Genomic DNA, 25,879 nt, shown 5'->3' with positions numbered 1-25,879 from the left:
ATGAGGTGACATTATGAAATTTAGTCCGGAAGAAATTCAAAATAAATCGTTTAATATAGTGCATAAAGGTTTAAATGAAAACGAAGTAAGAGATTATTTGAAAGCATTGAGTGATGAGCTTGAAACAATGCGTCGAGAGAAAAAGATGTTAGAGCAATTAATTGCTGATAAAGATGAGAATATTACGCGATTTAAAAACGTTGAAAATACCATCTCAGAAGCTTTAATCGTCGCACAAAAAGCAGGTGACGAAATTAAAGCAAGTGCTGGTATGCAGGCTGATGTAATTATCCAGGATGCAAAGAATCACGCAGAACTCATAAAGAAAGATGCGATGCAACAAGCTAGGGAAATTGCTTTTCAGACTGAAGATATGAAACGTCAATCAAAAATCTTTAGAGCGCGTTTTAAAATGTTAGTTGAAGCGCAATTAGATCTTCTGAAGAGTGAAGACTGGGATCATTTATTAAATTATGATTTAGAAATGAAACCATTAGAAGAAGAATAATTTAAGAAATTTTATTTATTATTTATTTTCACTTATCAAATGAATAAAAACGTGATAGTATAAAGAATAATCAAAATAATCATATAGAACCGTATCTATTGATGACATGCACAGCGAATTAGGGTGAGTGGGAGCCTAATCATCGATAAATAGATAAGATCAGTCTATATTCAATTAAATATATTAAAGAGAACTCTTAAGTTGAGTTAATTCAGGTGGTACCGCGGATTCGTTCGTCCTGAAGCAATCAGCTTAAGTGTTTTTTTATTTTTCAGGAGGAATATTAAATGGATTATAAAGACACATTATTAATGCCAAAAACAGATTTTCCAATGCGTGGAGGATTACCAAACAAGGAACCTCAAATTCAAAGTAGCTGGGATGGAAAAAATCTATATGAAAAATTATTAAAGAAAAATGAAGGTAAAACACCGTATATTCTACACGATGGACCACCGTATGCGAACGGACAAATTCATATGGGACATGCTTTAAATAAAATTATTAAAGATTTTATCACGCGTTATAAAGCGATGAATGGTTTTTACACACCTTATGTTCCTGGATGGGATACGCATGGTTTACCGATTGAACAAGCTTTAACTAAAAAAGGTGTCAATCGTAAAGAAATGTCTACTGCAGAATTCCGTGAATTATGTCGCAAATATGCATTAGAACAAGTTGAATTACAAAAAGCAGACTTCAAACGTCTTGGTGTTAATGGCGACTGGGAAAATCCTTATATTACGTTACAGGAAAAATTTGAAGCAGAACAAATTCGTCTATTTGGAGATATGGCTAAAAAGGGTTATATCTATAAAGGTAAGAAGCCAGTTTACTGGTCTCCATCTAGTGAATCATCTTTAGCAGAAGCTGAGATTGAATATCAGGATAAAAAATCCGCATCTATCTATGTAGCATTTGATACAGTTGATGGGCGTGGCATCGTAGACCCTGGTGTTAAATTTGTAATCTGGACAACTACTCCTTGGACAATTCCTGCTAACGTTGCGATCTCTTTAAATCCAGAGTTAACGTATGTACAAGTAGCGATTGAAGGTAACTCATATATCGTGGCGCAAGCATTACTTGATAGTGTATGTGAAGCAATTGGCTGGGATAAAGAAAGTGTTGTACTTGAAAAAGAATTTAAAGGTTCAGAATTAGAGTTGATTGAAACACAGCATCCATTAATTGAAGACAGAAAATCAATCATCATCTTAGGTGATCACGTTACTACAGATGCTGGTACTGGCTGTGTTCACACTGCACCTGGTCATGGTGAAGATGACTTTATCGTTGGACAAAAATATGACTTACCGGTTATTTCACCAGTTGATGATAAAGGTGTATTTACAAAAGAAGCTGGAGAATTTGAAGGATTATTCTATGATAAAGCAAATCCAGTGATCACAGAGCGTTTAAAAGAAGTTGGCGCATTATTAAAATTAGATTTCTTCACGCATTCATATCCTCATGACTGGAGAACTAAAAAACCTGTAATCTTCCGTGCAACACCACAATGGTTTGCGTCAATTAATAAAGTGCGTCAAGATATCTTAAATGCGATCGATGAAACTGAATTTAAAGTGGAATGGGGTAAAACACGTATTTACAATATGATTCGTGACCGAGGAGACTGGGTAATTTCACGTCAACGCGTATGGGGTGTGCCATTACCTGTATTCTATGCAGAAAACGGTGACATCATTATGGATGAAGCGGTAATTGAACATATTGCATCTTTATTTGAAGAACACGGCTCTAATGTATGGTACGAAAGAGAAGCGAAAGATCTATTACCTGAAGGATTTACGCATCCTGGCAGTCCTAATGGCGAATTCACAAAAGAAACAGATATTATGGATGTATGGTTTGATTCAGGTTCATCACATCGTGGTGTATTAGAAGCGCGTCCTGAATTATCATTCCCGGCAGACTTATACTTTGAAGGTAGTGACCAGTATCGTGGATGGTTTAACTCTTCAATTACGACAGCTGTTGCAACACGTGGGAAATCACCTTATAAAAAGCTGTTATCACATGGATTTGTAATGGACGGAAAAGGTCGTAAGATGAGTAAATCTCTGGGCAACACAGTGCTACCTGAAAAAGTCGTAAAACAAATGGGTGCAGATATCATTCGTCTATGGGTAATGTCTGTAGACTATTTAGCAGACGTACGTATTTCTGATGATATCTTAAAACAAGTATCAGAAGTATACCGTAAAATCCGTAACACATTTAAATTCTTATTAGGTAACGTGAATGATTTCAATCCTGCAACAGATGCAGTTGCTTATGAAGATTTAAAAGAAATCGATCAGTTTATGTTAAATAAATTGTATAATTTTGTAAACAATACACATGAGCATTATGAAAATAACGACTATCTTGATATTTATCAGGAATTACAAAACTTTATCAATGTTGAATTAAGTAACTTCTATTTAGATTACGGTAAAGATATTCTTTACATCGAAGCAGCAGATAGTCACGTTCGTCGTAGCATGCAAACGGTAGTATATGAAGTATTAACTTCTTTAACGAAAGTTTTAGCGCCAATTATTCCACATACAGCAGAAGAAATCTGGAGTCACACACCACATGTTACTGAAGAAAGTGTTCATTTAACGGATATGCCTGCAGTTCATGATGTGGATCATGTATTAATCGAGAAATGGTCTAGATTCTTAGAACTTCGTGATGATGTGTTAAAAGGTATCGAAAACTTACGTAATGAAAAAGTGATCGGAAAACCTTTAGAAGCAAAAGTTACTGTATTCACTGAAAATGCTGATGATTTAGCATTACTTCAATCATTTGATAACTTACATCAATTGTTTATCGTTTCTCAGGCAAAAGTAAGTGATAGTGCAGTAGGTACGCAATATACAAACTTAAACGTATTAGTAGAACGTGCTGATGGTGAAAAATGTGAAAGATGCTGGAATTACTCAACTGAAATTACAGCAGAAGATCATAAACACCCACATGTTTGTCCGAGATGTTTAAGTGTTTTAGAAAGTAAATAATATAGTGAATCCCGAGCGTACTGTTGTGAGTGCGTTCGGGATTTCTAATTGTGAATGACATTAACTTGTTTCGTAATTATTTATTAAACTTTAAAAATAAGTCGTAATTATATTATGTAAACTATTTCAGTGTTTCAAAAACAAAAACAGACTTACCCATAAAAATATGTTAAAATACTAAAGATTGGAGTGAAATTATGAACAAGCGATATAACCTTACAATGATGTCTATTTTAGCGATATTTTTAATCGCGATGGATCAGATAACGAAATATATTATTGTTAAAACAATGAAAATCGGTGACAGTATTTCTGTAATCGGTGATATTTTAGAAATTACATCACATAGAAACCATGGTGCTGCATGGGGGATGTTACAAAATCAAATGACTTTCTTTTATATTATTACAGTTATCGTATTAGTAGCGATCGCTTTCTTTTATTATAAAGAAGCAATGTTCAATCCGATAATGCAGCTTGGCCTAACTTTAATTTTTGCTGGTGCAATCGGTAATTTTATTGATCGTCTATTACGTGGAAATGTTGTAGATTTTATTGATACTAAAATTATCAATTATGATTTCCCGATTTTTAATGTGGCTGATAGCTGTTTAACAATCGGTGTTATTGTCTTACTCTATGACATGTTATTTAACCAAAAAGAGGAGAAAAGAAATGGAAACATATAATTTTTTAATTGAAGAAGAAGAAGTAGGATCAAGAATTGATCGCTACTTAACAGATATGAATGAAGATTGGTCTCGTAACCAAATTCAGGACTGGATCAAACTAGATTTAGTAATCGTTAATGGAAAACCAGTGAAAGCGAACTATAAACTTCGCTTGGACGATGAAATTGTTGTTACTGAAAAACCTGTAGAGGAAATTGATTTGCAAGCTGAAGATTTAGGTATTGAAATTTACTATGAAGATAAAGATGTTGCAATTGTCTATAAACCAAAAGGCATGGTAGTGCATCCAGCACCTGGTCATCCGAATGGTACATTGGTAAATGGATTGATGTATGCGATTAAAGACTTATCAGGTATTAACGGCGAGATTCGTCCGGGTATCGTTCATCGTATCGATAAGGATACATCTGGATTACTTATGATTGCTAAAAATGATATCGCACATCGCGGACTTGTAGAACAATTGGTTGATAAGTCTGTAACGCGTAAATATACTGCACTGGTACACGGTGTCATTCCACACGAATTTGGTACGATTGATGCACCAATTGGACGTAATGTGCGTGATCGTCAGGAAATGGCGATAGTAGATAATGGTAAGCAGGCAGTCACACATTTCAATGTAATCGAAACATTTGATAAATATACTTTAGTAGAATGTGTATTAGAAACTGGACGTACACACCAAATTCGTGTACATATGAAGCATATTGGTTTCCCATTAGTTGGTGATCCTAAATATGGACCGAAGAAAACGATGGATATTGATGGACAAGCGTTGCATGCTGGTGTAATTGGATTTGAACATCCGGTTACTGGTGAATACATTGAACGTACAGCGCCAATACCTGAATATTTTGAAGAAATTTTAACGAAACTTAGAAAATAAAATGTAATTTTTCTATGATGATTGACATTGAAATTAATAGTGCTATTATTATATGTAATAAATCACACGTTAATGCTTTTAATTAAGTCCAGAGAGGCTTAAAAGGCGTCGAGGAATCCTCACGTCTATTTGACGTGAGGATTTTTTGAGGAGGGAATTAATGTGGATAAAAGAATCGTGCTGGATGATAAAGCTGTAGACCGTACGTTAACACGTATTGCGCATGAAATTCTTGAAAATAATAAAGGTGCAGATAATCTGGTACTTCTTGGTATTCGTACACGTGGCATTTATCTTGCTAACCGCATTCAGTCAAAAATTGAACGCATCGATGGTATTAAAGTACCGACAGGCATTTTAGATGTAACAAATTATCGTGATGATAAGACTGATCGCATCAGCTCGGATGTTATCGCTTACGAGATTGATACTGATATGAACAATCAACATGTTGTGATTGTTGATGATGTTCTTTTCACAGGCAGAACAGTACGTGCTTCTCTTGATGCGATATTAGACCATGTACGTCCAAAACGCATCAGTCTGGCAACGCTTGTAGATAGAGGACATCGTGAATTGCCAATACGTGCGGATTTTATCGGTAAAAATATTCCTACGGCAACTTCAGAAGAAGTCATAGTCTTATTAGATGAAGTCGATGAGCGAACACAAGTTTATATTAAATAACTCTTTTAAGTTGGTGCGAGACACCTGCAAAGGGTTTAAGTGAGTAATAGACACTTAAGTCTCTTTGCATGTGCAAAGAGACTTTTTTAATGGTAAAAAGGGAGGAAATTATGAATTCTACAAATGAAGAAATTTACGAAAGAACTGTTGAACCTGTACTCGATGTTCACGAAAAACCGAAAGCAAGTCAGTGGTTCTTACTGAGTTCACAACATTTATTTGCAATGTTTGGTGCAACGGTATTAGTACCTTATTTAACAGGGTTACCAGTGTCAGCTGCGTTAATTGCATCTGGTCTAGGAACGTTACTCTATATATTAATTACAAAAGGAAAAATTCCTGCCTACTTAGGCTCAAGTTTCGCATTCATCACACCAATTATCGTGGGTCTTAAAACCCATGAGATGGGTGAAATGTTAATGGCTCTTTTCATGAGTGGTTTAATGTACGTTATTATCGGACTGATAATCAAAATGGTTGGTGTCAATTGGTTACTTAAACTTTTACCACCAGTTGTAGTTGGACCGGTGATTATGGTCATTGGTTTAGGATTAGCACCAGTTGCAGTTAATATGGCAATGTATACAGATAGTGGTGCAATGAAGGGTTATAACCTTACATATTTAAGTATTGCATTGATTACACTGCTAACAGTAATTATTTTTTCTGTGGCAGTGAGAGGTTTCTTATCAATTATCCCGGTACTTATTGGAATAATTGTTGGATATATAACTTCTATCTTTCTAGGCGTAGTAGATTTCACAGGTATAGAAAAAGCACAATGGTTTGAAGCGCCTAAAGTATATTTACCATATGTTAATTATGAACCACAGTTTGATTGGGTATTGATAATGATTATGTTACCAATCGTATTTGTAACGGTTAGTGAACATATTGGTCACCAAATCGTAATTAATAAAATTGTAGGACGTAACTTCTTTAAAAATCCAGGATTACACCGCAGTTTAATGGGTGATGGAATTTCAACCATGGTCGCTTCACTGATCGGTGGACCACCGAGTACAACTTATGGTGAAAATATTGGCGTTCTTGCGATTACAAGAATTTATAGTATATGGGTGATCGGTGGTGCTGCAGTCCTTGCTCTTATTTTAGGATTTGTAGGTAAATTTACAGCACTTGTATCAAGTATCCCCACTCCCGTAATGGGTGGTGTGTCAATACTGTTATTCGGTATTATCGCTTCAAGTGGTTTACGTATGCTCGTTGAATCGAAAGTGGATTTTGGCGATAAGCGAAACTTAGTCATCGCCTCTGTCATTTTAGTTTTAGGGATTGGTAAAGCCCACATTGATCTAACAGTGAATCAAATTCATTTAAATATTGAAGGTATGGCATTAGCAGCTCTTGCTGGTATTATATTAAACGCTATCTTGCCTGAATCAAAAACACACGAGGATTACTAATATAAAATACAATAAAATGAAAAGGGGCTATTTACTTTGAGACATTTACACTCGATCACAGATTTATCTAACGAAGCAATCATGACTACGATTGAACGTGCAATCGATATTAAAAATGGTAATGTCGCTAATTTTCCAGAAATTTATGCAGCAAACTTGTTCTTTGAAAACTCGACACGTACAAAATGTTCATTCGAAGTGGCAGAACGCAAATTAGGTATGCAAGTGATTCCATTTGAAACGAGTACTTCATCAGTTACAAAAGGTGAAAGTCTATATGATACATGCAAAACACTGGAAAGCATCGGATGTAACGTTTTAGTCATCCGTCATCCAGAGAATGATTACTATAAACAGTTAGATGGATTAAATATACCAATTGTTAATGGTGGTGACGGGTCAGGACAGCATCCAACTCAATGTTTATTAGATTTGATGACGATCTATGAAGAGTTCGGAAAGTTCGATGGTTTAAAAGTAGTGATTTGCGGAGATATCTTGAACTCACGTGTTGCACGAAGTAACTACGATGCTTTAACTCGTTTAGGTGCAGAGGTTAAATTTGTAGCACCGGATGCCTGGATCGATAAATCAATACCCGCTGATTACGTAAATATTGATGATGTGATAGAAGAAGTGGATGTATGCATGTTACTGCGTGTACAACATGAACGTCATGATAAAGCATCATCGTTTACAAAAGAAGAATATAATAACAGATTTGGTCTTAATCAAGCGCGTTATGACAAGTTGAAAGATAATGCAATCATTTTACATCCTGCACCTGTTAATCGCGATGTTGAAATAGCTAGTGAACTAGTAGAAGCACCGAAAGCGAGAATCTTTAAACAAATGGAGAACGGTGTATATACTCGAATGAGTGTATTATCTCAAGTCATTGAAGGCAATCAGTAATAACGTGTAATAAGAATTAGGAAATTGTAAAATAAACATAAATCATATTTCAAGGAGTGCATACTATGTCAACATTACTTAGAGGCGGCAAAATATTAATCAATGGTGAATTAAAAGAGCGAGATATTAGAATTGAAGATGGAAAGATTACTGAAATCGGTGAAAAACTAAATGTCTATAATTCAGAAATTATCGAGCTAAACGGACAGTTTGTATCTCAAGGTTTTGTCGATGTGCACGTTCATTTACGTGAACCAGGTGGCGAACATAAAGAAACGATTGAAACAGGTACAAAAGCTGCAGCACGTGGGGGATTCACAACTGTATGCCCGATGCCGAATACGCGTCCTGTACCAGATTCAGTAGAAAACCTGGAGGCATTAAACGCTTCAATTGAAAAGAATGCGAAAGTTCGTGTATTACCATATGCTTCTATCTCAATGCGACAAAAAGGTGAAGAACTTGTTGATTTTAAAGCATTAAAAGAACATGGTGCATTCGCTTTTACAGATGATGGTGTCGGCGTACAAACTGCTTCAGTAATGTATGAAGCGATGCAACAAGCAGCAGCACTTGATATGGCAATAGTTGCACATTGTGAAGATAATTCACTGATTTATGGCGGTGCGATGCATGAAGGTAAAGTGAGTAAAGCATTAAATATTCCTGGCATCCCTTCAATTTGTGAAGCGGTTCAAATTGCTCGTGACGTGTTACTTGCTGAAGCAGCTGATTGTCACTACCATGTATGTCACGTTTCAAGCAAAGAAAGTGTCCGAGTTATACGTGATGCAAAACGCGCAGGCATTAAAGTTACTGCAGAAGTTACACCACATCACTTATTGTTAAATGAAGAAGTAATCACAAAAGATGACGCAATTCTTAAAATGAATCCGCCGTTACGTGCAAAAGAAGATCATGAAGCGTTAATAGAAGCTTTACTTGACGGAACGATTGATTTTATTGCAACAGATCATGCACCACACGCTGCTGATGAAAAAGCACAACCGATGACAAAAGCACCGTTTGGTATCGTTGGTAGCGAAACAGCATTCCCGTTATTATATACAAAGTTCGTTAAAAATGGGGACTGGACTTTACAGCAATTAATTGATTATTTAGCGGTTAAACCTGGGGAAGTATTTAACTTACCGTACGGGAAACCTTTAGAAGTTGGTGGTATTGCAGATATTACAATAATTGATTTAGAACAAGAATATGAAATCAAAGCTGAAGATTTCTTATCAAAATCAAGTAACACACCATTTATCGGTGAAAAAGTATTCGGTAACGTAACGAAGACATTTGTAGAAGGACAATTAGTTTATGAGGGGGCACACCATGCGTAATAAAAAATATTTAGTATTAGAAGATGGCACAGTATTTAATGGCTATGCATTTGGTAGCGATAAAGAAGTTGTTGGAGAAATCGTATTTAACACTGCGATGACAGGTTATCAGGAAACATTGTCTGATCCGTCTTATACAGGACAGATTATTACATTCACTTATCCGTTAATCGGTAACTATGGTATTAACAGAGATGATTTTGAAACATTAAATCCATCTTTAAAGGCAATGGTTATTCGAGAACTATGTGATTATCCAAGTAACTTTAGAAATACTGCAAGTCTTGATGAAACGTTAAAAAGTTATGATGTGCCAGGTATTGACGGTGTAGATACACGTCAATTAACACGCATCATAAGACAGCATGGTGTCTTACGTGCAGCACTTATCAATGATGCTTCTAAAATTGATGCAACAATTGCATCGTTAAAAACAACTGAGTTACCTACAGATGAAGTCGCGCAAGTATCTACAAAATCACCGTACATCTCAACAGGTAGTGACTTACGTGTTGTACTGATTGACTTTGGTAAAAAAGAAAATATCGTTCGAGAATTAAACTTACGAGGTTGTGACGTAACGGTAATGCCATATACAACATCTGCCGAAGAAATCTTACGTGTACAACCGGATGGCGTAATGCTTTCAAACGGACCAGGTAATCCAGAAGTTGTGACTGAAGGCATTGAAATGATTAAAGGAATTTTAGGGAAAGTACCTTTCTTCGGTATTTGTTTAGGACATCAATTATTCAGCTTAGCGTGTGGCGCAACGACTTTTAAATTAAAATTCGGTCACCGAGGCGCGAACCACCCAGTTAAAAACTTAGCAACAGGTAAGATTGAAATCACGTCACAAAACCATGGCTATGCAGTTGACGCAGATTCGATTGCAAACACAGATTTAGAAATTACGCATATCGCGTTAAATGATGGCACTGTTGAAGGTGTTAAACATAAAACGTTACCAGCATTTTCGGTACAATATCACCCTGAAGCATCTCCAGGGCCACATGATCCGAACTACTTATTTGATGAATTTATTGATTTAATGACTAACTTTAAGGAGCGTGCAAAATAATGCCTAAACGTAATGATATTAAAACAATTCTAGTGATTGGATCTGGTCCAATCATTATCGGTCAAGCAGCAGAATTTGACTACGCCGGCACACAAGCATGTCTTGCCTTAAAAGAAGAAGGATACAAAGTTATTCTTGTGAACTCAAATCCAGCAACCATCATGACAGATACAGAAATTGCAGATAAAGTTTACATCGAACCATTAACATTAGATTTCGTTGCGCGTATTATCCGTAAAGAACAACCCGATGCATTACTGCCGACGTTAGGTGGACAAACAGGTTTAAATATGGCTGTTCAATTAGAAGAAGCGGGTATCTTAAAAGAAAACAACGTTAAACTATTAGGTACAGAATTATCTTCTATCAACCAGGCAGAAGATAGAGACTTATTCAGAAGCTTAATGTACGAATTAAATGTACCGGTTCCTGAAAGTGATATCGTTAATACGGTTGAACAAGCAGTTGATTTTGCAAATGAAATTGGTTACCCAGTAATTGTACGCCCGGCATTTACGATGGGTGGTACAGGTGGCGGTATTTGTCACGATGAGAGAGAATTAATTGAAATCGTAATAAATGGTTTAAAATATTCACCCGTTACACAATGTTTAATTGAAAAATCAATCGCAGGTTATAAAGAAATTGAGTACGAAGTAATGAGAGACTCAAATGATAATGCAATTGTAGTTTGTAATATGGAAAACATTGATCCAGTCGGTATTCACACAGGGGATTCAATCGTAGTTGCACCTTCACAAACATTAAGCGATAAAGAATATCACATGTTACGTGACGTATCATTAAGAATCATTCGTGCGTTAAAAATTGAAGGTGGATGTAACGTACAGTTAGCATTAGATCCACATTCATTTAATTACTATATTATCGAAGTTAACCCACGTGTATCACGTTCATCAGCATTAGCTTCAAAAGCAACAGGATATCCAATTGCAAAGCTGGCTGCGAAGATTGCGGTTGGTCTAACATTAGATGAAATGTTAAATCCGGTAACAGGCACAAGCTATGCAGCATTTGAACCAGCGCTTGACTATGTTGTATCTAAAATTCCACGTTTCCCGTTCGATAAATTTGAAAAAGGTGAACGTGTACTCGGAACACAAATGAAGGCAACTGGAGAAGTCATGGCTATCGGACGTACATACGAAGAGTCGTTATTAAAGGCAATCCGCTCTTTAGAATATGGTGTACACCATTTAGGATTACCGAACGGTGAAAACTTCGAATTAGATTTCATTGAAAAACGTATTAAAGAGCAAGATGATGAGCGTTTATTCTTTATTGGTGAAGCAATTCGTCGCGGCATTTCTTTAGATGATATTCATGAATGGACGAAGATTGATTACTTCTTCTTAAATAAATTCCAGCATATTATCGATATCGAGCATGACCTAAAAGAACATATTGGTGATATTGAACGTTTAGAATGGGCGAAAAAATATGGCTTTAGCGACCGTGTTATTGCACATCGCTGGAATATGACAGAACGTGAAATCTATGATTTAAGACAAGCTAACAATATCAATCCAGTATTTAAGATGGTTGACACATGTGCATCAGAATTTGAATCGAATACCCCATACTTCTATGGTACATATGAAAATGAAAATGAATCTATCGTAAGTGATAAGAAGAAAGTCATCGTATTAGGATCTGGTCCAATCCGTATCGGTCAAGGGGTAGAATTTGACTATGCAACAGTGCACGCTGTATGGGCAATTCGTGAAATGGGTTATGAAGCAATTATCATTAATAATAACCCGGAAACTGTGTCAACGGACTTCTCTATCTCAGACAAATTATACTTTGAACCATTAACTGAAGAAGATGTTATGAACATTATTAACCTTGAAAAACCTGAAGGTGTAGTCGTTCAGTTCGGTGGACAAACAGCAATCAACTTAGCAGAAAAATTAACGAAATACGGTGTAAAAGTATTAGGCACTTCTTTAGAAAATTTAGACCGTGCTGAAGACCGTAAAGAATTTGAAGCGTTAATGCAAAGAATTGAAATTCCTCAACCATTAGGTAAAACGGCTACATCTGTAGAAGAAGCTGTAGATAATGCTAACTTTATCGGTTATCCGGTACTTGTTCGTCCATCATACGTATTAGGTGGTCGTGCGATGGAAATCGTATATAATGAGTCTGAACTTGTGGATTATATGAACAGAGCAGTTAAAGCAAGTCCAGAACATCCGGTATTAATTGACCGTTACTTAACAGGTAAAGAAATTGAAGTAGATGCGATTTGTGATGGTAAGACAGTGGTGATTCCAGGTATTATGGAACACATTGAACGTGCCGGTGTTCACTCAGGTGACTCTATCGCAGTTTATCCACCACAAACATTAACTGAAAAACAAATCGATACTTTAGTAGATTATACGAAACGCTTAGCGCATGGTTTAGAAATCGTAGGACTTTTAAACATTCAGTTTGTTATTGCGGATGAAGAAGTTTATGTTTTAGAAGTAAACCCACGTGCATCTCGTACAGTACCATTCTTAAGTAAGATTACAGATGTACCGATGGCAAATATCGCAATGAAAGGTATTTTAGGTGAATCATTACTTGAAAAAGGTTACAAAGAAGGTTTAGTACCATTTAAAGATGGCGTATTCGTAAAAGCACCTGTATTTAGTTTCTCAAAACTTAAAAATGTTGATATTACATTAGGACCAGAGATGAAATCAACTGGTGAAGTGATGGGGAAAGATAAAACCCTTGAAAAAGCATTATACAAAGGTTTAGTAGCAAGTGGATTACAGGTAAAAGATCATGGTACAGCATTGATCACTGTTGCAGATAAAGACAAACAGGAAGCGTTAGGTCTTGCGAAACGATTACATGAAATTGGATACCGTATTATGGCAACAAGTGGTACTGCTAAACTATTAAAAGAGAATAATATTCCGGCGGTAGAAGTAAGTAAGATAGGTACAGAATTTAACTTATTAGATGTTATTCGTGATGGACACGTTCAAATCGTTATTAACACAATGACAAATGGAAAGCAAACTGAACGTGATGGCTTCCAGATTAGACGTGATTCTGTTGATAATGGTGTACCATGCTTAACATCATTAGATACTGCACGTGCATTAATTGAAGTAATTGAGAGTATGACATTTAATATGAATCAAATGTAGGAGGGATCACAAATGCAGGAAGAAATGAGAGTCGTTAGTCAACAAAGTATCGCAAAAAATATTTTTGAAATTGTACTTGAAGGTCAAATTACGAAAGAAATGACAACACCTGGACAGTTTGTTCATATTAGAGTAGGGAATTCTTCTGAGTTTATGCTACGTCGTCCCATTTCTATTTGCGAAGTTGATCAATCTAAACATACATTAACTTGTTTATATCGTGCAGATGGTAAGGGTACTAAAGCATTATCACAATTAAAACAAGGTGATACTGTTGATATTCTCGCACCACTTGGACATGGTTTCCCTGTTGAAGCAGCAGGAAATACTGCATTACTTATCGGCGGAGGAATAGGTGTTCCGCCTTTATATGAATTATCGAAACAATTAAATGCACGTGGCGTTAAAACAATTCATGTATTAGGATTCCAATCAAAAGAAGATATGTTTTACCTGGAGCAGTTTAGTGCTTTAGGTGAAACACATATCGCAACGGTCGATGGTTCTTTCGGTACGCAAGGATTTGTCACTGATGTTATAAATGCATTACCTAAGATGTATGATACTTTCTATACGTGCGGGCCAATCGTGATGATAAAAGCGATAGAAAACGCATTACCGGATACACCAGGGTTCGTATCACTTGAAGAACGAATGGGATGCGGTATCGGTGCATGTTATGCATGCGTTTGTAAAGCTGATAATGAAGAAGGATATGTAAAAATATGTACAGACGGTCCTGTATTTGAGAAAGGAGCGTTAGCCCTATGAGTCGATTAAATGTTACTTTACCTGGCTTAGATTTGAAAAATCCAATAATGCCTGCCAGTGGTTGTTTCGCTTTCGGGAAAGAATTTGCGAACTTTTATGATTTAAATGAACTAGGTGCCATTATGATAAAAGCTGCGACACCTGAGTTACGTTTCGGTAATCCGACACCACGAGTTGCTGAAACTTCAAGTGGAATGATCAATGCGATTGGATTACAGAACCCTGGCGTTGATCATATTATTGCACATGAATTAAAATGGCTTGAACAATTTGAAACGCCGATTATCGCAAATGTTGCGGGGTCTAAAGAAGAAGATTATGTCGAGGTTGCTGAAAAGATTTCTAAATCACCTAATGTTAAAGCATTAGAGTTGAATATCAGTTGTCCAAATGTAAAAGAGGGTGGCATCCAGTTCGGAACTGACCCAAAAACAGCTGCTGAATTAACACGAAAAGTAAAAGCAGTATCTCAAGTACCTGTATATGTTAAATTATCACCGAACGTAACGAATATTGTAGAGATGGCAGAAGCAGTTGCTGAACACGCTGATGGTATTACAATGATTAATACACTTGTTGGTCTTCGTATCAATGAAAAAACGGGTGCTCCAATTATTGCCAATGTTGTCGGTGGACTTAGTGGACCTGCAGTCAAACCGGTAGCAATGCGTATGGTCTATGAAGTGCGTAAAGCCTTACCTGATTTCCCAATTATCGCAATGGGTGGCGTTACAGATGCACAGGATGTAATTGATTTTATTTCTGTGGGGGCTGATGCTGTTGCAGTAGGTACAGCAAACTTCCAAAATCCTAATGTTTGTGTAGATATCATCAACAGTTTACCTGCTTATTTAGATAAACTTGGTGTAAACCATATTCATGAATTAAAAAATAGAACACATCAATTACTGGAGGCAAAATAAATGTTTCATAAACCGATTATTGCATTAGATTTTAAAAATATGGATGAAGTAAATGCATTTTTAAAGCCATTTGATGAACCGTTATTTGTGAAAGTCGGTATGGAATTATTTATGCAGAATGGTCCGGAAATTGTGAAAGTGATTCGTAGTAAAGGCCATGAAATATTTTTAGACCTAAAACTTTATGATATACCTAATACCGTGCGTCAAGCCATGTTAGGCTTAGGAAAGCTAGATATACAAATGGTGAATGTGCACGCTGCAGGCGGAAAAAAGATGATGCAGGAAGCGATGAATGGATTGCGTGATGCAGGAAGTGAAGCGAAATTAATAGCTGTAACGCAATTGACAAGTACATCGGAAGCGGTAATGCAAAATGAACAAGGTATACCACTAACGATTGATGAATGCATATTAAATTACGCAACATTAACACGTGATGCTGGGCTTGATGGTGTTGTATGTTCTGCTAATGAAAGTAAAATGTTAAGAGATGCTTTAGGAGAAGACTTTTTAAAAGTAACTCCAGGGATTAGAACATTATCAGATGCTGTTGGAGATCAAGTGCGAGTGGCGACACCGGAATTCGCTAAAGAAAATGGTTCAACGCATATTGTAGTTGGTAGATCAATCACACAAGCTGATAATCCTGTAGAAAAATATTATTCAATAAAGAAAGCGTGGGAAAATCATGTTAAGTAAAAATATAGCGAAATCATTATTAGAAATTGGAGCAGTATCTTTACAACCAAATGATCCATTTACATGGTCATCAGGAATAAAAAGCCCGATTTATTGTGATAACCGTTTAACGATGAGTTATCCTGAAGTCAGAGATGAAATTGCTGAAGGCTTAAAAACATTGATCGAAGAACACTTCAGCGATGTAGAAGTTTTGGCGGGAACTGCAACAGCAGGTATACCCCATGCTGCTTTTGTTTCTCAAAAGATGAACTTACCGATGAGCTATGTACGTTCTTCAAGTAAGAAACATGGAAAAGGCAATCAGATTGAAGGGAAAGTTGAACCTGGGCAGAAAGTTGTTGTTGTAGAAGATTTAATTTCTACTGGTGGATCAGCAATCGATGCTGCTGATGCTTTAAAAGCGAATGGTGCTGAAGTTTTAGGAATTGTTGCGATATTTAGCTATCAGTTATCTAAAGGTAAAGAACGTTTAAGAGAGAGTGGCTATGAATATTACACATTAAGTGATTTTGATACGTTAATTCAAGTCGCTAAAGAAATAAACAAAATTGAAGCTAGTGATATAGACAGCCTAACTGAATGGCGAGACGCTTTATAATGTTAATTGAAACTGTTTAATGTATACTTACATTAAACAGTTTTTTTGAGGTGACAATATTGGCAGACAAATGGGGACATATTAATAAATTTATAAAGAATCCAACACCTGTGGCTGGAAAAAAAAGAATTGACACTGAAATTAAGGATAACGAAAAATTTTCTAAAAATAAATTGATTGCACAAGTTAAACGACCTATTAAAGAATTTGATTATCAAATCGATTCTTTCTTTAACTATGTTTATAGAACAATTGCAATGCCAAATAAAATTATTGATAATCCAAAAAGCAGTAAATATTTTTTCTTTGCAGCACTGAACTTTATCGTCTATTTACTGCTCATATTTGCACTTGGTGCATTTCATTCTACGCAATTTAATGTTGAATCAGGACTAAGAATGACTGTAAGTGGGGCAATTTTCTCTTTAATATCAATATTTTTTACATTTCTCATACAAATGGTGGCATTGAATCGTACGAATAATTTCTATAAAGTATTTGTTGATTCAATCAGTTATTACACTATATATAATCTATTTGTCATATTTGAGCTCATCGCATTATATTTTTCACCAGATACAGTGATGCTTTTTTATATCATTCGTTTCTTAATTATCATGACAATTCCATTTAAACTTTTTGTAACATATCGTGAAATGAATGACATAAAAATGGATGTCTTTCCTCTACACATCACATTTATCATTATCATGGTAATTTTTATCTTTATTTCTAAAGATATAGAGTGGTTAAACTTCTTTAAGTTTGAACCGACAAAATAAAACGAGACTGGAATATCCAGTCTCGTTTTATTTTTATATTTTTTATTTACCAAATATTTCATTGTTAATTTTTTCAGCAATGGTATCAATATCATCTGTAATCATTGATACATATAATTTTATTTTAGGTTCAGTACCAGATGGGCGTAGTGCAATCCATCCTTCTTCAAAGTAGAACTTTAATACATTTGCTGGTGGTAATTCTAATTTCGTGATACCTTCTGCAGTAGTGCTAGTCTGCGCTAAGAAATCTTCAGTTTTAATCACTTTAAATCCAGCGATTTCAGATGGTATGTTTTGTCGATTTTCACTCATGATTGTATCAATTTTGTCTTTACCTTCTTGACCTTCAAATGTATGTGAGAATAATTTTTCATGATAGTTACCATATTTAGCATATATCTCATTCATTGCATCTACAATTGTTTTACCTTCATTTTTTAATTCGCTTGCATGTTTAATAATCAATGGAACGATTTGTACGGCATCTTTATCGCGAATGAAAGGACCAGCCATATATCCATAGCTTTCTTCATATCCAAAGATATAGTTATAATCTTTCGTTTCTTCAAAAGAAGCAATTTTTTCTGCGATAAATTTAAAGCCAGTCAACACATCAAACATCTTCACATTATTTTGTTCTGCAATGACTTTACCTAATTCACTTGTCACAATAGACTTTACAGCTGCACGATTTTCAGTGTCTTGTGTTGATTGAATTCTATAATTTAGGAGTAATGCACCAATTTGATTGCCATTAAAATAGTGGAATTGTCCATCAACTTGAGCGACAATACCCATTCTATCAGCATCCGGATCCGTCGCAATCAGTAAATCAGCATTGCTTTTTTTAGCATACTCAATGGCCATGTCAAAAGCATCGTGATCTTCTGGGTTTGCAGATTTTACTGAAGAGAAATCTGCATCAGGTACAGCTTGTTCTTTTACGACTTCATATTGTGTAAAGTTCAGTGCATCTAAAATCTCTGGAACAATTGGAACACTTGTCCCATGTAAACTCGTAAATACAACCTTTAAGTCTGAAGCTGGAATACTTTCAACTAAATTAAATACTTCCTGTTTATATGATTCAATGACGTTTGTATCTACGTATTCAATTAAACCTTTATTTATTAATTCTTCTTTATCTTCTGATTGTAAATTGAATACATCATCTATCTTATCAATAAATTCACTAACTTTTGCAGCACCTTCTAATGCTAACTGACCGCCATCCGGCCCATAAATCTTGATACCGTTGTATTCTGGAGGATTATGACTAGCAGTAATCATCACACCTGCATCTGTTTTAAGGTGTCTTACACAGTAAGAAAGTTCAGGTGTCGTATGATAACGGTCAAACATGAATGTTTTCACGCCATAACTACCAAGTACGCATGCAATCACATCACAAAATTCAGGTGAAAAATGACGTGTATCATAAGCGATAACGACAGTGGCATCTTTTTTCACTTCATTTAAATATTTTGCAAGACCTGTAGCTACTTTTTGCACTGTGTATTTGTTTAATCGATTCGGACCTAGACCGATTTTCCCACGGATACCTGCTGTACCGAATGCAAGTGCACCAACATATCCATCTTCTTTTAATGCTTCAGAAGTGGCCGAATAAACTTCTTGCGTAATTAAACTGTTTTCCAAATTTTTTTCCCATAATTCACGAACTGACATGTGCTTCCATCTCCTTAGTAATCATCATATATTTATTAAAACAGGTAATGATATCGTTTACAATTAATTTCTATTAGACTTTTCCCTATAATTTCTTTTTTAATACAACATATTCAAAAGGACTGAGGTCGTAAAAGTTTTTAATTGCAATGTCCTCATTATAGTTCGAAAGAATGACCATAAATTCACCCATTCTTGGTAGGTTGACGATATGATGTAATGGTGTTGGATTAAAAAGTAAAATGAGTTCAGATTTTGAATCAAATAATAAAATACCGAGCAAAGGATGTTCCAATTCAAAAGGTATAATGCGTTTATTGATTTTATCGATATTTTTAGTTCTAAAAATGCGATGTTCATTTCTAATTTGAATGGCTCTTTTTATCAGATTGATATCTTCTTTGTATTTTATGCGTCGGTTCCAGTCAATGCGGTTGATGAAGTCACTTAAATTATACGTATTCCCATGGCCATATTTAGTTCTGTAAAATTCCTGACCGGCATGTAGAAACGGGGTACCCAGTGATAAAATTGTAAAGACGGTTGCTAACTGATGGATCATATTTTTTTCTGCTAAAGATTTATTACTCGTATAGTTGATGCGATCAAATAATGTATGATTATCATGAACTTCTACATAGTTCACAGTTTGGTTGACAGGTAACTCGCCTTTCAGTCCAATAAATATATTGAACATTCTTTCATAATACCTACCACCACCATTAAAATATCCTCGATCCATCAAATTAAAGTTATTACCTTTTAATGTATCTCTAAAATAATCATTGAAAAAATGTATCTCCGGAAGTTTATATGCGTTTTCATGTGTTGTCTTAAGTTCTTTCGGAAGTGCTGTAGCGAGATCCCAGCCTTCACCAAGTAAAAATGCATTTGGATTATCCTGCATGACAACAGATTTAATTTCCTGCATAGTATCAATATCAATCGTTCCCATTAAATCAAAGCGAAACCCATCAATTTTAAATTCATGGATGTAATATTTAATCGTATCAACAAAGAATTTACGCATCATTAGACGTTCTGTCTTTGTGTCATTACCGACGCCTGTTCCGTTGCTTACTGTACCGTCCTCATGATATCTAAAGTAATATCCTGGCACGAGCTTATCAAAACTTGAATTCGGCATGTAGAATACATGATTAAATACTACGTCTAATATGACACCAATACCTTTTTCATGAAATGCATGGACAACATGTTTTAATTCCTGAATTCTTTTTGCGGCATTAGCAGGTTGTGTTGAATAACTGCCATCGATTGTCTGAAAGTATTCAGGATCGTAGCCCCAGTTATATGCTTTTTCAAATTCTATATCGTCAACTCGCGCAAAATCATTGATAGGTAATAATTCTACATGCGTAATACCTAATTGAGTCAAGTAATCAAATCCTGTTGATTCACCTGTAGCAGTCGTTGTATGGGGTTCGATTAATCCAAGTAATTTACCTTTATTCTCTGGAGAAACCCCACTATTAGGATGCATCGTAAAATCTCTTACATGTACTTCATAAATAAGTGCATCTTTTTGCATTGTTTCAGGTCGTGATAGGTCATAGAAACCGTCGATGTTCGTTTTATTAAAATCGATAACGACAGATTCAGTAGCATTCAATGTTAAACCTTTTGAATATGGATCATTTACCTGAATCCATTGGTGGTTAATATATGCATCATAATGATAACTTTGGAGATGGTAATTTCCATATAAAGTGATACGGTGTGTACCATCTTTTAATTTCTCCATCGTATGACTCTTATCATTAATATTGAGCTTAATAACTTTTGCAACTGGTGACCAAACTGTAAATGTAGTTTTATTGTCACGAACAATTGCACCAAACTCATGTTCACGCGCATCAAACATTTGTTCAAACGTATCCGTTTGGGTAACTTTACCTAAGATTACAGGTATTTTTAACTGTTTGATATGAATAAAAAATTTATCTGAAATATCAATCGGTCTATCTGTTTTAAACTTATAGTAAGAATGATTTTCAAAATGATTCGTTTCAATTAAATCGAGATTATGTACAAATTTATTGCTGACAAGTTGAATCGTCTTAAAATAGTTTTGTGGATTTTCGACTAAATCATAATGTAGCGTGATAATCTGAAAATCATCAATATATGCTGTGCTCATAACAACCTCCTGATACGATTATTATATCGAGTTTTTCAGATATTAGTAAATAAAATGATATTATTATTAAAATTAAGATGACAGATGTATACTAATAATATATAAGCATTTGTGTTATAAATTTTATTATGGTTAACGCCATACAAGTTAACACGAATGTAATGATTTCTTTGGGTTAATTCACACTAATTGACGTAATATTTACAAAATTATTATATAATAAAAGATAGAGAATAGAAGCGGTAAGGGGTGAGGGCATGATAACAGATTTAGACAAATATTTATTTCACCAGGGAACACACTATCAATCTTATTCATTTTTAGGTGCACATTATAAACCGGAGACTAAAGAAACAACATTTAGTGTATGGGCACCTAATGCTTTAGAAGTATCAGTTGCATTAGATGAAAATAATTGGACAGGGAATCATTTTCATCTAACTCGAGTTGAGGATAGTGGTATTTACACTGGAACGTTCAAAGTACAGGAGAATACTGCATATAAATACAAAATAACGCCTCAGAATGGAGAACCGTTTTTAAAAGCGGATCCTTATGCATTTTATGCAGAGAAACGACCACTTACAGCTTCAATCGTTCGTGATATTGATTATATCTGGCAGGATAAGCAATGGATGAATAAACGTAAGCAATATAATCATCTATCTTCTCCGATGAATATTTATGAAGTGCATCTCGGAACATGGAAAAAGCATAATGCTGAGCGAACACCAGAAGATACGATAGATACTTATACCGATAAAACGCACTTTTCATATATTGAAATGGCAGAAAAGCTCGTTCCATATTTAGTTGAAATGGGTTATACACATGTTGAACTGATGCCGATAACTGAACATCCTTTTGATTTAAGCTGGGGCTATCAGGTAACTGGATATTATGCACCGACTTCAAGATTTGGCACACCTCAGGATTTTAAATATTTTATCGATCAATGTCACCAGCATAATATCGGTGTCATTCTTGATTGGGTACCCGCACACTTTTGTAAGGATGAACATGGATTACGTATGTTTGACGGTACACCATTATTTGAATATCAGGATATGTACCGTGCTGAAAAACGTAGCTGGGGAACATTGACCTTTGATTTTGGACGTACAGAAGTTCAGAGCTTTTTAATTTCAAATGCTATTTTCTGGTTGACTGAATATCATATTGACGGCTTAAGAGTTGATGCAGTGCATAGTATGACAGACCTCAATTTTGAGAACCATGAAGATCATGAAAAGATTTATAACGATGAAGGAACAAATGAACATAAAGAAGCGGTAGCTTTTATAAAGAAATTAAATGATGAAATCCATAAAGCTGTACCACATGCAATTATGATAGCAGAAGATTCCTCAGATATTACGTCCATTACAACACCTGTTAAAGATGGCGGATTTGGATTTGATTACAAATGGGATCTCGGATTTATGCACGATACATTAGATTATTTTGAAATAGCTCCGGAAGACAGACAAAGCCATCATAATCACCTCAATTTCCCGATGATGTATCGATATAATGAACATTATATTCTGCCTTTTTCACATGATGAAGTTGTGCATGGTAAATTATCAATGCTTGATAAAATGCCAGGAGATGAATGGAGAAAGTTTGCACAATATAGATTATTGTATGGCTATCAATTGACCCAACCTGGTAAGAAACTAAACTTTATGGGTAGTGAAATTGGAATGTATGCTGAATGGAAAGATAAAGAACAAGTAGACTGGTTCTTATTGGATTATCCTGTACATAGTGGCTTACATCGATTCATAAAAGATTTTAATAAATTGTATTTAAGAGAAAAAGCATTATTTGAACAGGATTATAGTCACGATGGATTCCAATGGATTGATGCAGATAATAATGAACAGCGTTTATTAAGTTATATACGTCGGGCAAAAGATGGTACTGAACTCATCGTACTATTAAATTTCTCACCTGAAGTTTATTATGATTTCAAAGTTGGTGTATCACAACCAGGAAAATATCGTGAGTTATTTAATTCAGATGCAAAGCAATATGGCGGATCAAATCAGATAATATCAAAATATTTATTTAGTAATCCAAACCCTATGCATGGTTTAAATCATTCAATTCAAGGGAAAATACCACCATTAGGTTTTGTTATTTATAAGAAAGTTAAAGAGCGAAAAAATTTATCTAAGTAAAGGATTTTTTGCAAGAAAACTATAAATAATTTTAGAATAGGGGATTTCAAAATGGCTAAAGAAATTGTTGGTATGTTATTAGCAGGTGGTAAAGGTACAAGGTTAGGTCAATTAACAAAAAATGTGGCAAAACCAGCAGTACCATTTGGGGGGAAATATAGAATCATCGATTTTACCTTAAGTAATTTAACGAACTCAAATATTAATACAGTAGGTGTGCTCGTTCAATATGCACCTTTGATGTTAAATCGCCATATTGGCATGGGTAAACCTTGGTCGCTGGATAAACTTGATGGTGGCGTTACAGTTCTTGCACCGTTTGCTAATCAGACTGGTGCTTCATGGTTTGAAGGAACAGCTGATGCAATTACAAAAAATATTCATTTTATCGATCAATATGACCCTGAATATTTATTGATTTTATCAGGTGACCATATTTATCAAATGGACTATCAGGCAATGCTCAACCATCATAAGGAAAAGAATGCAGACGCAACGATTTCTGTAATCGAAGTACCTTTTGAAGAAGCAAGTCGATTCGGTATTTTAAACACGGAAGATGATCTTAAAATTTATGAGTTTGATGAGAAACCAGCAGTTCCTAAAAATAATCTAGCTTCTATGGGTATTTATATCTTTAATTGGAAAGTATTACGTGAATATTTAGTTGAAGACGAAAAAGATACACAATCTGAACATGATTTCGGGAATGATATCATCCCAAAAATGTTAGAGGATAATAAATTGTTATATGCTTATCGTTTTGATGGATACTGGAAAGATGTAGGGACTATACAGTCATATTGGGAAGCAAATATGGATTTATTAAATGAAGATTTATCTGAATTATTAAATAGTAAGACATGGCCGACATTTTCTCATGAGGCTAATTTACCACCTCAATTTATCGGTAGTGAGGCTAATATAACTGATTCTTTAATTTGTCCTGGGTCATTTATCTTTGGTCACGTTGAACACTCCGTTTTATTTAGTGAAGTAACGGTTGGTAATGGTACTTTCATTAAAGACTCTATTATTCACCCTAAAACAGTAATCGGTGAAAACTGTAAAATTGATAAGGCGATTATCATGGATAAAATAAATATTCCTGATGGCACTGTAATAGATGGCAATACTAGTGAAGAACCAATTGTAGTTGGACCAGATAATTTAAGCGAGTTCACAGGGGGTACTAAATAATGAGATCATTAATGGGATTAATCAATATCGAAAATGAACATGACTTTTTAGAAGAATTAACTTATTTTAGAAATGGTGCAAGTGTTCCATTTGCAGGACGTTATCGTCTTGTGGATTTTAGTTTATCGAATATGGTAAATAGCGGTGCAAATGAAGTTGCTCTATTTGTTAATCAGAAATATCGTTCATTAATGGACCATCTGGAAAATGGTGATAACTTTGGATTAGATGATAGACAATCTCGTTTATTCGTTTTACCTCCTGATTGGCATGATCCGACAGATATTTCTCGTGGTGACTTGCGTCATTTCCATAACAACCGTGATTTCTTTACAAGATCAAAAGCAACAGATGTTATTATTTCAGGGTCACAATTTATTGCCAATACCGATTATAAAGAAGCATTTAAACATCATATCGAAAGTGATGCGGATATTACACTGATTACAGAACAAAAAGAACATTTAGAAGAGATGCATCAGCCATTGCTACGTGTCAATATAGATGGCGATCGTGTAACATTTTTAAATCATGATCAGGAGAATCATCATATATTTACAGGTACTTATATTGTTAAAAAAGAAAAATTATTTGAAATTATGGATTTCTGTATTCAAAATTATAAAGATAATTTCTTTGTCCAAGGTATTCAGGAACGTATGCACGAATTAAATATTAAGTATTTCGATATCGAAGAGACAACGATGTATATCAATTCTTTAAAAGCATTTTACAAGTGTAATCTTGATATTTTAGATCCTGATAAATATAAGAAAATATTTATGAAGGAAAACCGTATCAAAACTAAGATTTCTAATCAACCACCTACAAAGTATAAAGATGGCTGTATCGTTAAAAATTCAACCGTTGCTAACGGATGTGTGATTGAAGGCCATGTTGAAAATAGTATCTTATATCGTGGTGTAGAAGTTGAAAAAGGTGCAGTGATTAAAAATTCAATTATTATGACAAATTGCTGTATTCATAAAGATGCTTACATTGAAAATGTAATACTTGATAAGGATGTTACGGTTAATGAACATCAAAAGTTAATTGGATCGACAGATAAACCATTTGTAGTTGCCAAAAGACAAACAATTTAACA

20 protein-coding genes are annotated in these 25,879 nt (G+C 34.9%); 18 read left to right on the top strand and 2 right to left on the bottom strand.

Annotated features, from left to right (window positions below; genetic code table 11):
- Nucleotides 1–13 precede the first annotated feature (13 nt).
- From BFS35_RS04590 to BFS35_RS04520, 15 genes are all read left to right on the top strand, one after another.
- The gene (locus tag BFS35_RS04590) at nt 14–508 is read left to right on the top strand and encodes a DivIVA domain-containing protein (RefSeq protein ID WP_099580800.1); all 495 of its coding nucleotides are present in this window, start codon (nt 14–16) and stop codon (nt 506–508) included.
- A gap of 287 nt (nt 509–795) precedes the next feature.
- Nucleotides 796–3,543: an isoleucine--tRNA ligase gene (gene ileS / locus BFS35_RS04585; protein ID WP_099580802.1), complete on the top strand. Its 2,748-nt coding sequence runs from the start codon at nt 796–798 to the stop codon at nt 3,541–3,543.
- 197 nt (nt 3,544–3,740) lie between these two features.
- Complete coding sequence (gene lspA / locus BFS35_RS04580) at nt 3,741–4,232, top strand: signal peptidase II (protein ID WP_099580804.1); 492 nt, start codon at nt 3,741–3,743, stop codon at nt 4,230–4,232.
- Nucleotides 4,219–5,124 carry an RluA family pseudouridine synthase gene (locus tag BFS35_RS04575; protein ID WP_099580806.1) on the top strand — a complete coding sequence of 302 codons (906 nt, stop codon included), beginning with the start codon at nt 4,219–4,221 and terminating at the stop codon, nt 5,122–5,124. The genes lspA and BFS35_RS04575 overlap by 14 nt, the downstream gene beginning before the upstream one ends.
- 162 nt (nt 5,125–5,286) lie before the next feature.
- On the top strand, nt 5,287–5,811 hold the full coding sequence (gene pyrR / locus BFS35_RS04570) for a bifunctional pyr operon transcriptional regulator/uracil phosphoribosyltransferase PyrR (protein ID WP_099580808.1): 525 nt from the start codon (nt 5,287–5,289) through the stop codon (nt 5,809–5,811).
- A gap of 110 nt (nt 5,812–5,921) precedes the next feature.
- Nucleotides 5,922–7,238, top strand: a complete 1,317-nt coding sequence (locus BFS35_RS04565; RefSeq protein WP_099580810.1) for a uracil-xanthine permease family protein — start codon at nt 5,922–5,924, stop codon at nt 7,236–7,238.
- A 36-nt stretch (nt 7,239–7,274) separates the two neighbouring features.
- A complete protein-coding gene (locus BFS35_RS04560) occupies nt 7,275–8,153 on the top strand; it encodes an aspartate carbamoyltransferase catalytic subunit (RefSeq protein WP_099580812.1) in 879 nt (292 codons plus the stop codon).
- 65 nt (nt 8,154–8,218) lie between these two features.
- Entirely contained in the window at nt 8,219–9,502 is a 1,284-nt protein-coding gene (locus BFS35_RS04555; RefSeq protein ID WP_099580814.1) for a dihydroorotase, read from the top strand.
- Nucleotides 9,495–10,583 carry a glutamine-hydrolyzing carbamoyl-phosphate synthase small subunit gene (gene carA, locus BFS35_RS04550; protein WP_099580816.1) on the top strand — a complete coding sequence of 363 codons (1,089 nt, stop codon included), beginning with the start codon at nt 9,495–9,497 and terminating at the stop codon, nt 10,581–10,583. The genes BFS35_RS04555 and carA overlap by 8 nt, the downstream gene beginning before the upstream one ends.
- Nucleotides 10,583–13,756 (top strand): carbamoyl-phosphate synthase large subunit, encoded by a 3,174-nt coding sequence (gene carB / locus BFS35_RS04545; protein ID WP_099580818.1) that lies wholly within the window; start codon nt 10,583–10,585, stop codon nt 13,754–13,756. The genes carA and carB overlap by 1 nt, the downstream gene beginning before the upstream one ends.
- 12 nt (nt 13,757–13,768) lie before the next feature.
- On the top strand, nt 13,769–14,527 hold the full coding sequence (locus BFS35_RS04540) for a dihydroorotate dehydrogenase electron transfer subunit (RefSeq protein ID WP_099580820.1): 759 nt from the start codon (nt 13,769–13,771) through the stop codon (nt 14,525–14,527).
- Nucleotides 14,524–15,450 carry a dihydroorotate dehydrogenase gene (locus BFS35_RS04535; RefSeq protein ID WP_099580822.1) on the top strand — a complete coding sequence of 309 codons (927 nt, stop codon included), beginning with the start codon at nt 14,524–14,526 and terminating at the stop codon, nt 15,448–15,450. Before BFS35_RS04540 ends, BFS35_RS04535 begins: the two co-directional genes overlap by 4 nt.
- Entirely contained in the window at nt 15,451–16,152 is a 702-nt protein-coding gene (gene pyrF / locus BFS35_RS04530; protein WP_099580824.1) for an orotidine-5'-phosphate decarboxylase, read from the top strand.
- On the top strand, nt 16,142–16,753 hold the full coding sequence (gene pyrE / locus BFS35_RS04525) for an orotate phosphoribosyltransferase (RefSeq protein ID WP_099580826.1): 612 nt from the start codon (nt 16,142–16,144) through the stop codon (nt 16,751–16,753). Before pyrF ends, pyrE begins: the two co-directional genes overlap by 11 nt.
- Before the next feature lie 59 nt (nt 16,754–16,812).
- Nucleotides 16,813–17,535 carry a hypothetical protein gene (locus tag BFS35_RS04520; protein ID WP_099580828.1) on the top strand — a complete coding sequence of 241 codons (723 nt, stop codon included), beginning with the start codon at nt 16,813–16,815 and terminating at the stop codon, nt 17,533–17,535.
- 42 nt (nt 17,536–17,577) lie between these two features.
- Here BFS35_RS04520 and BFS35_RS04515 read toward each other — a convergent pair whose 3' ends face one another.
- Nucleotides 17,578–19,227 (bottom strand): phospho-sugar mutase, encoded by a 1,650-nt coding sequence (locus tag BFS35_RS04515; RefSeq protein WP_099580830.1) that lies wholly within the window; start codon nt 19,225–19,227, stop codon nt 17,578–17,580.
- An 85-nt stretch (nt 19,228–19,312) separates the two neighbouring features.
- Nucleotides 19,313–21,388 (bottom strand): type I pullulanase, encoded by a 2,076-nt coding sequence (gene pulA / locus BFS35_RS04510; protein ID WP_099580832.1) that lies wholly within the window; start codon nt 21,386–21,388, stop codon nt 19,313–19,315.
- A 257-nt stretch (nt 21,389–21,645) separates the two neighbouring features.
- On the opposite strand from pulA, the gene glgB reads away from it, so the two are divergent.
- The 3 genes from glgB to glgD are packed head-to-tail and all read left to right on the top strand — an operon-like array spanning nt 21,646 to nt 25,877.
- On the top strand, nt 21,646–23,574 hold the full coding sequence (gene glgB, locus BFS35_RS04505) for a 1,4-alpha-glucan branching protein GlgB (protein WP_099580834.1): 1,929 nt from the start codon (nt 21,646–21,648) through the stop codon (nt 23,572–23,574).
- A 51-nt stretch (nt 23,575–23,625) separates the two neighbouring features.
- Nucleotides 23,626–24,774: a glucose-1-phosphate adenylyltransferase gene (locus tag BFS35_RS04500; protein ID WP_099580836.1), complete on the top strand. Its 1,149-nt coding sequence runs from the start codon at nt 23,626–23,628 to the stop codon at nt 24,772–24,774.
- Nucleotides 24,774–25,877 (top strand): glucose-1-phosphate adenylyltransferase subunit GlgD, encoded by a 1,104-nt coding sequence (gene glgD, locus BFS35_RS04495; RefSeq protein ID WP_099580838.1) that lies wholly within the window; start codon nt 24,774–24,776, stop codon nt 25,875–25,877. Before BFS35_RS04500 ends, glgD begins: the two co-directional genes overlap by 1 nt.
- Nucleotides 25,878–25,879 lie beyond the last annotated feature (2 nt).

It is taken from the genome of Macrococcoides goetzii, from assembly GCF_002742385.2.
Lineage (GTDB): Bacteria > Bacillota > Bacilli > Staphylococcales > Staphylococcaceae > Macrococcoides > Macrococcoides goetzii.
This window is presented reverse-complemented; position numbering and strand designations above follow the sequence as displayed.

What these genes read in the sequence shown, in the direction of transcription:
- pyrE (WP_099580826.1), top strand. Translation starts at nt 16,142, where the DNA reads ATGTTAAGTAAAAATATAGCGAAATCATTATTAGAAATTGGAGCAGTA.
- BFS35_RS04575 (WP_099580806.1), top strand. Translation starts at nt 4,219, where the DNA reads ATGGAAACATATAATTTTTTAATTGAAGAAGAAGAAGTAGGATCAAGA.
- BFS35_RS04540 (WP_099580820.1), top strand. Translation starts at nt 13,769, where the DNA reads ATGCAGGAAGAAATGAGAGTCGTTAGTCAACAAAGTATCGCAAAAAAT.
- lspA (WP_099580804.1), top strand. Translation starts at nt 3,741, where the DNA reads ATGAACAAGCGATATAACCTTACAATGATGTCTATTTTAGCGATATTT.
- BFS35_RS04590 (WP_099580800.1), top strand. Translation starts at nt 14, where the DNA reads ATGAAATTTAGTCCGGAAGAAATTCAAAATAAATCGTTTAATATAGTG.
- pulA (WP_099580832.1), bottom strand. Translation starts at nt 21,388, where the DNA reads ATGAGCACAGCATATATTGATGATTTTCAGATTATCACGCTACATTAT.
- BFS35_RS04555 (WP_099580814.1), top strand. Translation starts at nt 8,219, where the DNA reads ATGTCAACATTACTTAGAGGCGGCAAAATATTAATCAATGGTGAATTA.
- BFS35_RS04515 (WP_099580830.1), bottom strand. Translation starts at nt 19,227, where the DNA reads ATGTCAGTTCGTGAATTATGGGAAAAAAATTTGGAAAACAGTTTAATT.
- pyrF (WP_099580824.1), top strand. Translation starts at nt 15,451, where the DNA reads ATGTTTCATAAACCGATTATTGCATTAGATTTTAAAAATATGGATGAA.
- BFS35_RS04535 (WP_099580822.1), top strand. Translation starts at nt 14,524, where the DNA reads ATGAGTCGATTAAATGTTACTTTACCTGGCTTAGATTTGAAAAATCCA.
- ileS (WP_099580802.1), top strand. Translation starts at nt 796, where the DNA reads ATGGATTATAAAGACACATTATTAATGCCAAAAACAGATTTTCCAATG.
- BFS35_RS04500 (WP_099580836.1), top strand. Translation starts at nt 23,626, where the DNA reads ATGGCTAAAGAAATTGTTGGTATGTTATTAGCAGGTGGTAAAGGTACA.
- carA (WP_099580816.1), top strand. Translation starts at nt 9,495, where the DNA reads ATGCGTAATAAAAAATATTTAGTATTAGAAGATGGCACAGTATTTAAT.
- BFS35_RS04565 (WP_099580810.1), top strand. Translation starts at nt 5,922, where the DNA reads ATGAATTCTACAAATGAAGAAATTTACGAAAGAACTGTTGAACCTGTA.
- glgB (WP_099580834.1), top strand. Translation starts at nt 21,646, where the DNA reads ATGATAACAGATTTAGACAAATATTTATTTCACCAGGGAACACACTAT.
- glgD (WP_099580838.1), top strand. Translation starts at nt 24,774, where the DNA reads ATGAGATCATTAATGGGATTAATCAATATCGAAAATGAACATGACTTT.
- carB (WP_099580818.1), top strand. Translation starts at nt 10,583, where the DNA reads ATGCCTAAACGTAATGATATTAAAACAATTCTAGTGATTGGATCTGGT.